The sequence below is a fragment of the Cupriavidus sp. H19C3 genome (assembly GCF_049393815.1).
Lineage (GTDB): Bacteria > Pseudomonadota > Gammaproteobacteria > Burkholderiales > Burkholderiaceae > Cupriavidus.
Genome location: NZ_CP184986.1, coordinates 1,358,721 through 1,372,183, shown reverse-complemented (window position 1 = coordinate 1,372,183; position 13,463 = coordinate 1,358,721). Strand labels below are relative to the sequence as shown.

Sequence of the window (13,463 nt, the reverse complement as noted above, 5' to 3'; positions counted from 1 at the left end):
ACGCCAGGGCGGTGCGCCTGCTGCGGTGTGGCTAGTAGCCGAGCGCGCAACCGTCCTTACGATGATCCGAGGCGCCGAACAGGGCGCCGCGTTCCCAGTCGATGCGAATCGCCTGCGCACCGCCGATGGCCGCCTGGCCCGGGCGGGCGAACTCGTACCCACGACTTTCCAGTTCCTGCCTCACGTCCGCGGGAAGCGTCGATTCGCATTCGACGGACTTGGTCCCCGGCACCGGAAAGAGCCGCGGCAGGTCGCTCGCCGCCTGGATATCCATGCCGTAGTCGATGACCTTCGACAGGAAGTGGGCGTGCCCCATGGCCTGATAGTGGCCTCCCATCACGCCGAACACCAGCTCCACCCGGCCGTTGCGTGTGGCCATGCCAGGAATGATGGTGTGCAGCGGGCGCTTGCGCGGGCCGATGCAATTGGCATGGCCGGCTTGCAGCGAAAAGCTCTGGCCGCGGTTATGGAACAGCACGCCCGAGGCGGGGTCGATCAGGCCGGAACCATACGGATGGAAGATCGAGTTGATAAAGCTCGCACAATTCCGGTCCTTGTCGACCACGGCAATATAGACCGTGTCCTTGTGCTCGGCTGCCGTCTGCACCGCATGGTTCGACAGCGCGTCGGCGAGCTTGCCCGCGCGCAACTGGTCGGCAAAATCCTGGGACAGCAGCGTGTCGATATCCATGGCGGCAAAGCGCGGATCCGCCAGCACCTGGTCGCGCACCGCATACGCCATGCGCGTCGCGTCGATTTCCTGCTGCAGGCGTTCGACGGAAAGGGGATCGCTGGTCGGCGCATAGCCCTGCAGGATGTTCAGCAGGAGCAGCGCGATGATGCCTTGCCCGGGGGGCGGGCATTCATGGACTTCGTAGTCCCGGAACCGGTTCTTGATGGGCGTCACGAACTCCCCGCGATAGCTCGCAAAGTCGTCCAGTGTGTGCACGCCGCCCTTGCTCCGCAGGTAGGCGACCATGGACTCGGCAAGTGCGCCCTCGTAGAAGGCCTTGCGACCGCTGGCGGCAATCGCGCGCAGGGTGGCGGCCAGCTTCGGCTGATGATGCGTTTCGCCCACGCGCGGTGCACGCCCGTCGATCAGCATCAGCTCGGCGCCTTCGGCGGTACGCTTGAGCAGCGCCTCCTGCATGGCCCAGTCCGTGGCGACCCGCGGCGACACGACGTAGCCGTCTTCCGCAAAGCGGATGGCAGGCGCGAGGATGTCCGACAGGGGGAGCTTGCCGAAGCGGTCGCGCAGCGCGGTCCACGCATCCACGGCGCCGGGGACGGTAATCGCATGGGGCGACTGGCGCTCGATCTGCTTGCGCGTGCCGCCTTCCGCCAGGGCCTCGGCGGAGATCGCCGCGGGCGCCCAGCCGGCGCCGTTATAGGCGGCGATGTCGCTCGAACCGCGCTCGCTGTACAGCGCAAAGCAATCGCCGCCGATGCCGGTGGAGCCGGGCTCGACGACGCATTGCACGGCACAGGCGGCGATGGCGGCGTCCATCGCGTTGCCGCCGGCCTCCAGGATGCGCACCGCGGCCAATGTCGCCGACGGGTGGGAGGTGGCAACCATGCCGTTCTTCGTCATCACCACGGAACGTCCGGGCCGTTGAAAATCTCGCATTGCTAAGGTCTTCCTGTTGGTTGGTTATCGTTGTTCAGTAGCGGGTCAGCGGCCGTCGGCAACCCAGGCGAGCGTGTCGTCGAGCGCGCCTTCGATGCCGTCGAACAGATCGCCAATCTCGCGCCGGGAGATGATCAGCGGCGGGCACATGTTCACGGTGTCACCGAGCGCGCGCGTGATGACGCCACGCGCGAGCGCATGCGTGCCGGCCCTGGCCGCAACGCCGGCCGTGACCGGGAATGCTTCCTTCGTGGTCTTGTCCGCCACCACTTCGACGGCTCCCACCAGGCCGATGCCGCGCGCTTCGCCGACCAGGGGATGGTCGCCGAGCGACGCCAGCCGGCTCTGGAAGTACGGCATGACTTCGCGCACGTGGTCGAGGATGCGTTCTTCCTGGTAGATATTGAGCGTCTCCAGCGCGACGGCGGCCGCTACCGGGTGTCCCGAATAGGTGAAGCCATGCCCGAAGGTGCCGATCTTGCGGCTCTCGTCGACCATCGCGCGATAGACCTTCTCGTTGATCATCAGGGCCGAGATGGGCATAAAGCCCGCGGACAGCTGCTTGGCGCACGAGATCATGTCGGGCTGCAGGTGGAACGTCTGCGTGCCAAACATCTCGCCGGTGCGGCCGAATCCGCAAATGACTTCGTCGACGACAAAGAGAATGTCGTATCGCTTCAGGATCTTCTGGACCTTGTCGAAGTAGGTCGCGGGCGGCACGATCACGCCGCCGGACACCATGACGGGTTCGGCAAAGAACGCCGCAATCGTGTCCGGCCCCTCGGCAAGGATGAGCTGTTCCAGTGCCTCGGCGCAGCGCGTGGCAAACGCGTCTTCGCTTTCGCCTTCGAGCGCGTGCCGATAGTGGTGCGGACACTCGGTGTGCAGCACGCCGGCGATGGGCAGGTCGAAGTCACGATGATTGTTCGGCAGGCCCGTGAGGCTGGCCGATGCAATCGTGACGCCGTGGTAGGCGCGCTTGCGCGAGATGATCTTCTTCTTCTCGGGCCGGCCGAGCGCGTTGTTGTAGTACCAGGCGAGCTTGATTGCCGTGTCGTTGGCTTCGGAGCCCGAGTTGGCGAAGAACACCTTCGACATCGGTACCGGCGCCATGTCCAGCAGGCGCTCAGCGAGCCGGATGGACGGCTCCGATGCCTTGTGGCCGAACGCATGGTAGAAGGGCAGCTTGCGCATCTGCCGGTCGGCGGCCACGGCGAGACGATGATTGCTGAACCCGAGAGAGGCACAGAACAGGCCTGCCAGCCCCTCCAGGTAGCGCTTGCCGTGCTCGTCGTAGACGTAGACACCTTCGCCGCGGGTAATGACCATGGGGCCCGCGCTTTCATGGGCACTCAGGTTCGTATACGGATGCACCTGGCTGGCGATATCCGCCGCTGCAAGACGCGTTGCCTGTTCCATTCCTGTACTCACATTTGACGTTGTGTGGGGCGCGGAGGTCAGATCGGCTGGACCCCGGCTTCCTTCATGACATCGCGAATTTTCGGGATGTCCGACTTGATCTGATCGACGAACGGGCCGGGGCCGATCTTGCTGGGGGGCAGTTCCTGGCCCAGTACGAACAGACGTTCCTTGTATTCCCTGGACTGCAGGATCTTCGACAGCGCGGCCTGCAGCCTGTCGGTAATTTCCTTCGGCGTGTCCCGGGGCGCGACGATGGAGGCCCACGACGACATGTCGAAGCCCGGAAAGCCTTGCTCCGCCACGGTGGGTACGTCCGGCAGGGTCGCGGTGCGCGTGGGGCTGGTCACGGCCAGCGCCTTCAGGGTGCCGGCCTTGACGTACGAGAGGCTGCTGGAAATCGCGTCGGCATAGATCTGGATCTGATTGCCGATCAGCGCGGGCAGTGCCTCGGCGGCGCCCTTGTAGGGGACGTGGGTCATCTTGACGCCCGAGCGGAGGTCCAGCAGCTCGACGGCCAGGTGCGAATAGGTGCCCGTGCCAAACGAGCCAAAGCTCAACGCATCGGGATGCTTGCGTGCATATTCGATGAGCTCCGTGAGGTTCCTGACCGGGAGCGAGGGGTTGGCCAGCAAGACCATCGGATAGTACGAGATCAGCGAGACCAGTTCGAAGCCGTCCGGGTCGTAGCGCAGCTTCTTGTATTGAAAGCGATTGGAGACGAGCGAGGAGGTGGTCGCCACCAGCAGCGTGTAGCCGTCCGGCCTGGCATTGGCGACCGCCTCGGTGGCAATGAGCGTGGCGGCACCGGGGCGGTTCTCCACCACGAACGACTGGCCCAGCGCGGTGCCCAGCATTTCGGCCAGATAGCGGCTCATGATATCGACGCCGCCGCCCGCGGGAAACGGCACCACCAGGCGTACGGGGCGGGTCGGCCAACTGGCTTGCGCCCATGCCGCCGCGCCGTACACCGCCAGTACCAATGCCAGGCAAATTTGTCTTGGAACGCGCTTCATCATCACTCCAGAAAGGTGGTCCGCATGCAAGGAGGGGTACCTCCTTGCACAGCCTTCTGCCCGGGGCCTGGACCGTATCGTACGCAATCCGCCCCGAATTTGAATACTCGTATACACGAATACGTGTATCCAATCCCAGATGATGAAATAACGGCACGCAAATGGCGTGCCGGGACGCGGCGGCGTGCGGGCGCACCGGGACCGTGCAAATGTGGAGAGGTCGCGCCGCCGCTTGCACGGGAAGCGGGCGTCGGCCCAGCCGTGCCGGCGGGTGGCGCCTCGTGGAGGGGCAAGCCCGTGGCGTGCACCAGAGCGAGAAGTGATCTCTATAATTGCTCCCCATACATCGGGAACCAACATGCTTCAGTCCACGTTCGAGCCTCTGCCAGCCAGTGCGCAAGAGGAGGCTTATCGGCACATCCTTCACGGCATCCGCATGGGCGAGATGCGTCCGGGCGACCGTCTGGTGCCGGAAGACATTGCCGCCGCGCTGGGCATGAGCCGGATGCCGGTACGGGAGGCGTTCAGCCGCCTGGCGACCGAAGGGTTATTGGTGATGCGACCCAATCGCGGGGTGGTGGTGCGCGGACTGACCGAGAAGGAGGTCAGCGAGGTCTTCGAGATGAGAGCGGTATTGGAAGGACTGGCCGCGAGCCGTGCGGCCGAGCGTGTCACGGACGCCGATATCCGCGATCTGGAGCAACTGCTGGCCAGGATGGCGGCGTGTGAGGCGAGCCTGTCGGACTGGATCACCGTGCATCGCCAGTTTCACGAACGCTTCTGCGCCATCGCCGACGCGCCGCGGCTCACGCATCAGATCTCGTCCCTGCATTCCGCGGTCGAGCCACTGATGCGTATCTGGCTCGAGAACTCGCCGTCGTCGGGCAAGGTCCAGGCCGTGCACGAGGCGCTGGTGGCGGCCTTGAAGGCCGGCGACCCGGCCCGGATGGAAGCGCTGATGCGCGCTCACGTGCGCGGCACCACCACCAGCATCACCGAGGCCATGCGGAAGGGCGACGAGGCGCCGGCGACGGCTTAGGCCGGAGTCACGCCACGCCGTTCACCAGCGTGCGCGCTTCCACCACCTTGCCGCGGTACGCCTCGAAGATGCGGCGCAGCGCGTCTTCCATGCTGACCTCGGGCTTCCAGCCGAGCTCGCTGATGGTGTTCTCGATCTTCGGCACGCGGTGCTGCACGTCCTGGTAGCCCTTGCCGTAGAAGTCGCCCGACGAGGTCTCGACGATGCGGGTCTGGCGCGCGTGGTCGGCGTATTCGGGATACTCGGCGGCCATCTTCAGCATCATCTCGGCAAGCTCGCGCACCGAGTGGATATTGGCCGGGTTGCCGATATTGAAGATCTTGCCGCTGGCCACGCCGTCCTTGTTATCGATGATCTGCATCAGCGCGCTGATGCCATCGGAAATATCGGCAAAGGCGCGTTTCTGCGCGCCGCCGTCGACCAGCTTGATCGGCTCGCCGCGCACGATATGGCCGAGGAACTGCGTGACCACGCGCGAGGAGCCTTCCTTCGATTCGAAGATCGAGTCGAGGCCGGCGCCGATCCAGTTGAACGGGCGGAACAGCGTGTAGTTGAGGCCTTCTTCCATGCCGTAGGCATGGATCACGCGGTCCATCAGCTGCTTGGAGCACGCATAGATCCAGCGCGGCTTGTTGATCGGGCCGTACACCAGCGGCGAGGCTTCCGGATCGAATTCGTCGTCGGCGCACATGCCGTAGACCTCGGAGGTCGAGGGGAACACCAGGTGCTTGCGGTACTTCACGGCCGCGCGCACGATCGGCAGGTTGGCCTCGAAGTCGAGTTCGAACACGCGCAGCGGATGGCGCACGTAGGTGGCCGGCGTGGCGATGGCCACCAGCGGCAGTACCACATCGCACTTGCGGATGTTGTACTCGATCCATTCCTTGTTGATGGTGATGTCACCCTCGAAGAAATGCATGCGCGGATGGTTCACCAGGTCGCCCAGGCGGTCCGACGACATATCCATGCCGTAGACCTCCCACTGCGTGGTTTCGAGGATGCGGCGCGTCAGGTGGTGGCCGATGAAGCCATTGACGCCAAGAATCAGGACTCGCTTGTGCTGCATGAAATCGGTAGTGGCGGCCGGAAGGGTCTGCCGGCGCTTGATCTGCGGAATGTCGAGGGGTCGCGGGGCCGAACCCCAGGGCCGAACCCCGGGCGCCGCGTGCGTCGCACGGAGGCGCTGCCGGCCTCGCGGCAACGGAAAAGCCGAGAGATTAAGCTGCTCGCCTTAAGCGCAGATTAAGCGGACCCGATGCGCCCGGCGCCGATCACTTCCTTCGCATAGGTGGCGCGCTCCATTTCCACCACGTTGACACTGACCTGTACGCTCTGGCCGGCGCCCGCGCGCACGGCTTCCGACAGCGCTTCGCATACCACCTGGCCCAGTTGCCGGCGCGTGGCCTGATCGCGGCCACCGAGGATCGAGAGCGTGCCGTGCACGAAGGCACGGTCGGCGGCGTCGGTGCCCTGGCGCCAGACGCCGAGCGTGACGCAGCGCGACTTGATGTCGGCTTCCTCGAACTGTCCCGTGGCCAGCAGCGCGGCATTGGCTTCGTCGAGCAGTTCTTCCTGCGAGCAGTTCAGACGGGTGTTCTCGGTGATTTCGATGACGAGGTGCGGCATGACGGCGGTCCGTGAAAGGTGCAGGAGAGCGCATGATACCTGCGGTAAGCTGATGGCGTGACCGTTTGCGGTGGTTCGGCCGGGCTGGTGCCGGGGCCCGCGCACACGCCCTTTGGCTATGTTCTTTCCTTGCATTCGTATTCAGTGACCCGTTGCTGGGCCCGCTTATGGAATTCCTCTCGCTCGACCTGTTTTTGCGCCTGCTATGCGGACTGCTCGTCGGGGCCCTGATCGGGCTCGACCGCAATCTGCACGGCAAGGCGGCCGGGGTACGCACGCTTGGGCTGGTGTCGCTGGGATCGGCTGCGGCAGTGTGCGTGGTGACGCTGACCGACCATCCGCCCGATGCGATCTCGCGCGTGATCCAGGGCCTGCTGACCGGGATCGGCTTCCTTGGGGTCGGCGTCATCGCGCGCCATGGCGTGCACGATCGCCCGCAGGGGCTCACCACGGCGGCGGCGATCTGGCTGTCGGCCGTGCTGGGCGCGGCGGCCGGGGCGGGTTACTACGCCATCGTCGTGATTGCGCTGGTGCTCGGGCTGCTGCTGATGCGGTTCGGCGGGCAGGCCGAGAATGTCGTGCACCGCTGGCTGGGCAACGAGACGGCGTTACGGACGCCGCCGGCGCGCGGCGACGCAAAGGGGAGGGATGACGGGGATGACGGAGAGCGCGGCGGTGAGGGTGGTGAGGGTGGTGAGAGCGGTGAGGGCGGTGAGGGCGGTGACGGCACCCCCCGCCATCGCCCCCACGTGCGCCGCTAGCGCGCGACGCGGCCTCAGTGCGTGCCCAGTGCCATCTCGATGCGCGTAATGCGGTCGCGTAGCAGCGGCCGCACCTTGTCGAGCAGATGCGCGGGCGGCACGATCGCGTTGGGGCCGCTGCAGCTCAGCGTCATCGGCGGTAGCGAACGTCCGGGGTGGAAGGCCAGCGCGATCGAGTTGATATCGGGCAGCCATTCACCGAACGAGGTGGTGCAGCCAAGCCGCTGGTTCTCTTCGCGCATGCGCGACAGGATGCCCTCGGCGTGCGCCGCGCTGACGCGCTCGTCGCTGCGAAACGCGGCCAGCGCCTGCCGCTGTTCGGCCGGTGGCAAGGCCAGCAGGTAGGCCCGTCCGGCAGCCGTGGCCAGCCCCGAGACGCGGCTGCCGACGTTGACCCGCAGCGTGAGATAGGACTCGGCGTGGCAGTTCTCGTAGATCAGCATGCGGCCACGGTCGCGCACGATCAGCGAGGCCACGCCCTGCGACAGATCGGCCAGTTCCTGCATATATGGCTTGACCACCGCGAGCAGCTCGGCGCCCTGGCGCGTGACCGGCGCGAGACCGAGCGCGGAGCTGCCGAGCCGATAGCGGACCGGATCGGTCAATGCCTGCAGATAGCCCAGCTCGGTCAACGTATGGGTCAGACGCGAAATGGTGGACTTGGGCAGGCCGCAGCGCTGCGCGAGTTCGGCATTGCCAAGCTCGGCGTCGAAGCCGCGGAAGCAGGCCAGCACGTCGAGCCCGCGCGCGAGCGCGGTCACGAAGTGGCGGTCTTCCTTGCGCGTGCCGTCTGCCTTGGCGCCGCTGCCGGCGGGACTGGCGAGACCGGCACCCGCGCGCGGCTCGGCGGGCGGGGCACCGTCATTGGCTGGGTCGAGGGGATCCATGGAGGGCGTGAAGGTCGACAATCAGGCCGTAGGCACGGCGGTTTCGCGCAGCGCCTCGCGCAGGCGGGCCTTGAGAATCTTGCCGGAGGGCGCGGCCGGCAGTTGCGGCACCACGCGGATCTCGGCCGGCATCTTGTAGGGCGACAGGCGCTCGCGCAGGAAGGCACGCAGCGCGGCATCGTCGAGCGTCATGCCGGCCCGCACCTCGACAAACGCGATTACCTCTTCGTTGCCATGCACGGCCCGTCCCACCACGGCCGATTGCAGCACGGCCGGATAGGCGTTGAGCGACTGCTCGACTTCTTCGGGATACACGTTGAAGCCCGAATGGATGATGATTTCCTTCGAGCGGCCGACAATCGATACCGCGCCATCGGCATCGATGCGCGCGAGGTCACCGGTGTGCAGCCAGCCGTCGGCGTCGATGGCCTCGGCCGTCAGATCGGGGCGGCGATAGTAACCCTTCATCACGTTGGGCCCGCGCACCAGCAACTCGCCGCTGCCATCGGGCGCGACGGCGTCCAGGCGAATTTCCACATGGGGTACGGCCGGGCCCACCGAACAGTCGGTGCGCGGCGCGTCCACGCGCGTCTGGCACACGGTCGGCGAAGTCTCCGTCATGCCATAGCCGTTCTGCAGCGGAATACCGAACGCTTCCTCGAACGACGTCTTGAGCGTGGCGGTCAGGGGCGCGCCACCGCACTGCGCGATGCGCAGCGAGGCGGTGCGCAGCGATTGTCCCTGCGCGCGACTCCATTCGATGGCCTTGGCGTACATCGCGGGCACGCCGTGCAGCACGGACAGTTGCTCTTCGCGCAGCGCGCGCGCCAGCAGTTCGGGGCGAAAACGCGGTTCGTAGTAGACCGTCGCGCCATTGGCCATGGGTCCCACCAGCAGCACCGAGAGCCCATAGACGTGCGAGATCGGCAGCACGCCGTAGACCACGTCGCCAGGCTGCACGCGCCGCTGGACGCGGCCGGACTGGCCGACAAAGGTCAGGTTGGCATGGGTGAGCATCACGCCCTTGGACGCGCCCGTGGTGCCGGTGGTGTAGATCAGTGCGGCGACCTGTTCCGCGGCATCTTCCATCACGGGCTCGCGCGCGGCCGCGGCATTGATGGCGCCGACCATCACGCGCCCCACAAAGGGCCATTCGGCCCAGCGTGCGCCGCGCGCGACGCCATGTTCGCGCGCCTCGGGATAGTCGCTGTCCAGATAGAGCGCGAGCCGTGCATCGGCATGTTCGATGATATTGCCGACCTCGCGCGCGGACAGGCGCGCATTGACCGGCACCGCCCACGCATCGAGCAGGCTCAGCGCCAGCAGAATGACCGCGCAACTCGCGCTGTTCTCGGTCACGAGCACCACGCGGTCGCCGCCCTGGACGCCGAGCTCGGTCAGCGCGGCCGCGGTCTGCCGCATCGCCGCGTCGAGCTCACGATAGGACAGCGCGCGGTGCGCGTCCTTGATGGCCACGCGCTCGGGGTCGCTCGCCACCCACGGTGCCATGGCCTCATGCAGGCGGCGGAAAGGCGCCGCGTAGCGAGCCTGGGGATGCGATTGCGAAGCAGGGGACGAGGATGGCCCGACGGGCGAAGCGGTACTGCACATGCAGAAGGTCTCCGAAATTGCTGGTGCCGGCGTGGGTTCGCCAGTCGTTCGATGGTGGGCATCGTCCCATCGATTCGCGCACGATGTCAACTGCATTGTGGAATCATAGTTCTGCAATGCAGAATATAGCGGCGAGGTCGAGCGGCGGCATGAACCCACTTGGCAGTGCGCAGATGCAGACGAGAATTATTTCTGTCGGGCGCGTGACTCAAGGCGTGTGGCGCAACGCGCGTGGAGCAAGGCGCGTGGCGCAAGCCTGGGCAACGGATGGCGCGATGGGGCCAGAGCCCTTCGCCCGAGCGGGGGCCGGCGTCGAATGAGACAGGCGCGAAGGATGGCGTGGGCGGCGAGACCGCCCACGCGCGGCTGACAACCTTAGTGCATGGCGGCCGGCGTGAGGGTCTGGTCGAGGGTCGGGCCGAGGGTCTGGCCGGTCAGTGCGGCGATCCCATCCATCGGCTCGGCGCGGTCCACCAGCGCGTCTTCAGCGGTGGCAGGCAGAAAGCGCGCCGGCGCTTCGCGCGCGAGTTGCTGCAGATGCCGCAGCTTGGCCTTGAGGTCGGCGTCCACGCGCGAATCGGGCGTAACGGTCGAGGGGCAGGCCACGCCCAGGATATCGAGGGCCTGGCGGAAATTCTCGACGGTCAGACCTTCGGCGGGATCGACGCGCACGAGTCGCTCGCGCTGGGCAGCCGAGAATGTCTCGGGCGCCGCGGTCGACAGGATGACCCATGCCGACGGTGCCTCGCGCCCGGCGAACCATGCGTCGATTTCCGTGCCATGGCCGCCGCCGGTGCGCGGCGTCATGCCTTCCACCTGGAGGTCGAGCTGTTGCAGGATCGCGGCGGGCGTGCCGCGCCGCCACGCGTCGGACACCACCACGCGGGCGCCGGCAATACCGAACAGGCGGCGCAGGAACCCGAGTGCGATCGGATCGAAAAACCTGACATCGCGCAGGGTCCCTGTATTCGGGATACCGCCCAGGCGCGCCGCGGAGCGGTCCGAGAACAGGACGCCGGGTACGTCCAGCATGATGAGGCGTTCAGACATGATTTCCCTGTGATGTAGATCGAGTTATCGATGCGTCAAGCGTACCCGGCAATCCCACGTCCAGCGTGCCGTCGCGCGTGCCCAAGTGAAACAGTTGTGTAACTTGGACGCGCAAGACGTAAATCCCGGTTACCTCTCGATGTCATTTGTTTCGCCCCGACACATCTGCATGGCGGGGCCTCTGAATGGGTGCGGATGCCCGCCCAATGCCACTCCCAACGGGCCGGCCCGACTGTCGGTTGACGCGTTGGGCTAAGGGTCTTTACCGATACGAGCCCGCTGCGCCGCCGCAAAAGCAGCCGTGGCAGGCAGCGCGTGGGCGGGCCAACCCCGTCATGACGGCAGTCGGGCGGCAAACTTGAGCGAGGTGCGGACGCGCACAGCGACGTGCGATGGTCAGGCCGGTCGCACGCGTAACGGGATGGCGCGATCGCACGCCTAACCGGATGGCGCGATCGCAGGCACCACGGCGGGCCCGGTCAACGAAGGCGCCGCCGACCGTGGCGCCTCAGTCCCGAACCCGGCAGGGCCAGGGGAAGACGGCCGTGCGCTAGAAGCGGAAGCGCGCCACGCCCGCTTCGAGGGCGGCGGCCTGTCGGTCGAGACGCGCGGCTTCCGCGCTGACGGCTTGCACCAGGGCGCCATTGCGTGCGCCGGTTTCCGCGAGCTGCCGCACGGCCTCGCCCACGGTGTGGATACCGTCGGCCTGTTCGTCGGCCACGCCGCGCAACGCTTCGGCAAGCGCGTGGCTGCGCTGCACCGCGGTCTCGATATGCGCCATGGCTTCGACCACGCGGGCGCTGTAACGCGTGCCGCTTTCGATCTCGCGCGTGGCATCGCCGATGATGCCGCCGATTTCACGCGCGGCGGTGGCGCTGCGCTGCGCGAGCGCGCGGACTTCCTGGGCCACCACGGCAAAGCCGCGCCCGGCCTCGCCGGCGCGCGCGGCTTCCACCGCCGCGTTGAGCGCAAGGATATTGGTCTGAAAGGCGATGCCCTCGATCACCGATACGATGGCGGAGATGCGTTGCGAGTGTTCGTGCACGGCGCCCATGGTGCCGCTCATGTCGCGCACCACGGCCATGCCGGCGGTGGCCGCTTCGTTTGCCGCGCGCGCCATCGCGCTCGATTGCGCGGCCTGGTCGTGAGTCTGGCCCACGAGGTCGGTCAGCCGCGTGACGCTGGCCGACGCCTCGGCCAGCGCGGCTGCCTGCACGCGTGTGCGTTCCGCCAGCGCGTCGTTGCCGCTGGCAATGCCCGCGCTTGCCGCGGAGATCTCGTGGGCGCAGGTCTGGATGCGTTCGAGCACGCCGGCCAGCTGGTCGCGCATGCCGGCCAGGAAGTAGAGCAGGCTGCGGTCGTCGCCGGCGCGCAGCGCGATGCTGGCGGTCAGGTCGCCGCTGGCAATGCGGTCGGCCGCCGCGGCTGCCGCGCGCGGCTCGCCCCCGAGTTCGCCGGTCAGGCTGCGGGCCGCAAACCATGCCAGCGCGGCCGCCGCCGCGAGGCTGGCTACCAGCAACGCGGTCATCGACGAGCGCGCGCGCGTCTGGCTTGTGGCGACATCCGCCACCGTATCGGCGGCCTGGCGTTCAAGCCCGACGCGCGTGGTCTCCACGCGTTTGCCAAGCTGCTGCAACTGGTCGCCGAGAAAGTGCCCGTCGACGGAGACGGCGGCGTCAAACTGCAACGGATCGAGCGGCTGTTTGCGGATCAGCGCGACGTAAGCGGCCATCATGTCCGCCGTGGCGGCGCGCTCGCGCTGCAAGGCCTCGGCATCGCGCGGCGCGGCCTGGCGGACGCCGTCCACCGCGCCCTGCAATGCGCGCTGCGCCGCGTCGATATCGGCCGCCGCGACGTCGCGCTCGGAGGTACTGGTGGCGAGCGTCAGGGCCAGTTGCGCGTGCCCGAGCCTGGCGAGCGCCGCTTGCGCGCGTTCGGCCGCAATCGCGCCGCGCATGTCGCGTTGATAGAGGGTATCGGTCTTCTGCGTGAGCGAGACCAGACTGACGATGCCGGTGAGGCCGACCACCGCACCGAATCCATAGACGAGCATGAACGCCGCGCACAGACGCACGGCTAGCGGCAACCGGGCGAGCTTCTGCCACACGCTCCCGTCATGACGGTGGGGCAGGCCGGGCTTGATGACTTGCAACAACACGAGACTTCACTCCTCCGGGTCCGCAGCCCGGACAATTCCTGACCCTGCGACCGGTGCCGCGCTGTCCGTTCTGTTCTGGGGGGCATGCGCCGTCACTGGCCGGGACCGATGGTCGGCGCGCCGTGTGACGATGCGATGACAGCCCGCGGCCGTCATGGCTGTCATACCGGTGACATATTTCTGTCATGAAATGACGGCCAGCAATCATTTTGCGGGCGCAATGTGGCGCCTGCGCATCCGTCCCCTCGGACAGCCCGCATCAGCCGGCG

At 67.0% G+C, this 13,463-nt stretch carries 11 protein-coding genes; 2 read left to right on the top strand and 9 right to left on the bottom strand.

The window, feature by feature from the left end; translation table 11 throughout:
* Positions 1-31: 31 nt before the first annotated feature.
* From ggt to DFLDMN_RS25690, 3 genes are read right to left on the bottom strand one after another with little or no spacing between them, the layout of a single operon-like run.
* Positions 32-1,627, bottom strand: a complete 1,596-nt coding sequence (gene ggt, locus DFLDMN_RS25700; RefSeq protein WP_423198575.1) for a gamma-glutamyltransferase — start codon at positions 1,625-1,627, stop codon at positions 32-34.
* Positions 1,628-1,672: 45 nt separating this feature from the next.
* On the bottom strand, positions 1,673-3,046 hold the full coding sequence (locus tag DFLDMN_RS25695; RefSeq protein WP_423198574.1) for an aspartate aminotransferase family protein: 1,374 nt from the start codon (positions 3,044-3,046) through the stop codon (positions 1,673-1,675).
* A gap of 38 nt (positions 3,047-3,084) precedes the next feature.
* Positions 3,085-4,062: a Bug family tripartite tricarboxylate transporter substrate binding protein gene (locus DFLDMN_RS25690; RefSeq protein ID WP_423198573.1), complete on the bottom strand. Its 978-nt coding sequence runs from the start codon at positions 4,060-4,062 to the stop codon at positions 3,085-3,087.
* Positions 4,063-4,420: 358 nt separating this feature from the next.
* Between DFLDMN_RS25690 and DFLDMN_RS25685 the strand changes: the two genes are divergently transcribed.
* A complete protein-coding gene (locus DFLDMN_RS25685; protein WP_423198572.1) occupies positions 4,421-5,101 on the top strand; it encodes a GntR family transcriptional regulator in 681 nt (226 codons plus the stop codon).
* Positions 5,102-5,108: 7 nt separating this feature from the next.
* Here the strand turns inward: DFLDMN_RS25685 and DFLDMN_RS25680 are convergent, their stop codons facing one another.
* Together DFLDMN_RS25680 and DFLDMN_RS25675 are read right to left on the bottom strand one after the other, a co-directional pair.
* The gene (locus DFLDMN_RS25680; RefSeq protein ID WP_423198571.1) at positions 5,109-6,167 is read right to left on the bottom strand and encodes a bifunctional UDP-4-keto-pentose/UDP-xylose synthase; all 1,059 of its coding nucleotides are present in this window, start codon (positions 6,165-6,167) and stop codon (positions 5,109-5,111) included.
* A gap of 176 nt (positions 6,168-6,343) precedes the next feature.
* Positions 6,344-6,727: a 5-carboxymethyl-2-hydroxymuconate Delta-isomerase gene (locus DFLDMN_RS25675; protein WP_423198570.1), complete on the bottom strand. Its 384-nt coding sequence runs from the start codon at positions 6,725-6,727 to the stop codon at positions 6,344-6,346.
* Between the two features lie 167 nt (positions 6,728-6,894).
* Between DFLDMN_RS25675 and DFLDMN_RS25670 the strand changes: the two genes are divergently transcribed.
* Positions 6,895-7,488, top strand: a complete 594-nt coding sequence (locus tag DFLDMN_RS25670) for an MgtC/SapB family protein (RefSeq protein ID WP_423198569.1) — start codon at positions 6,895-6,897, stop codon at positions 7,486-7,488.
* Positions 7,489-7,502: 14 nt separating this feature from the next.
* Here DFLDMN_RS25670 and DFLDMN_RS25665 read toward each other — a convergent pair whose 3' ends face one another.
* From DFLDMN_RS25665 to DFLDMN_RS25650, 4 genes are all read right to left on the bottom strand, one after another.
* Complete coding sequence (locus DFLDMN_RS25665; RefSeq protein WP_423198568.1) at positions 7,503-8,375, bottom strand: IclR family transcriptional regulator; 873 nt, start codon at positions 8,373-8,375, stop codon at positions 7,503-7,505.
* 21 nt (positions 8,376-8,396) lie between these two features.
* Complete coding sequence (locus DFLDMN_RS25660) at positions 8,397-9,884, bottom strand: class I adenylate-forming enzyme family protein (protein WP_423198567.1); 1,488 nt, start codon at positions 9,882-9,884, stop codon at positions 8,397-8,399.
* A gap of 477 nt (positions 9,885-10,361) precedes the next feature.
* Positions 10,362-11,036 (bottom strand): HAD domain-containing protein, encoded by a 675-nt coding sequence (locus DFLDMN_RS25655; RefSeq protein WP_423198566.1) that lies wholly within the window; start codon positions 11,034-11,036, stop codon positions 10,362-10,364.
* 550 nt (positions 11,037-11,586) lie between these two features.
* Positions 11,587-13,191 carry a methyl-accepting chemotaxis protein gene (locus DFLDMN_RS25650; RefSeq protein WP_423200571.1) on the bottom strand — a complete coding sequence of 535 codons (1,605 nt, stop codon included), beginning with the start codon at positions 13,189-13,191 and terminating at the stop codon, positions 11,587-11,589.
* Positions 13,192-13,463 lie beyond the last annotated feature (272 nt).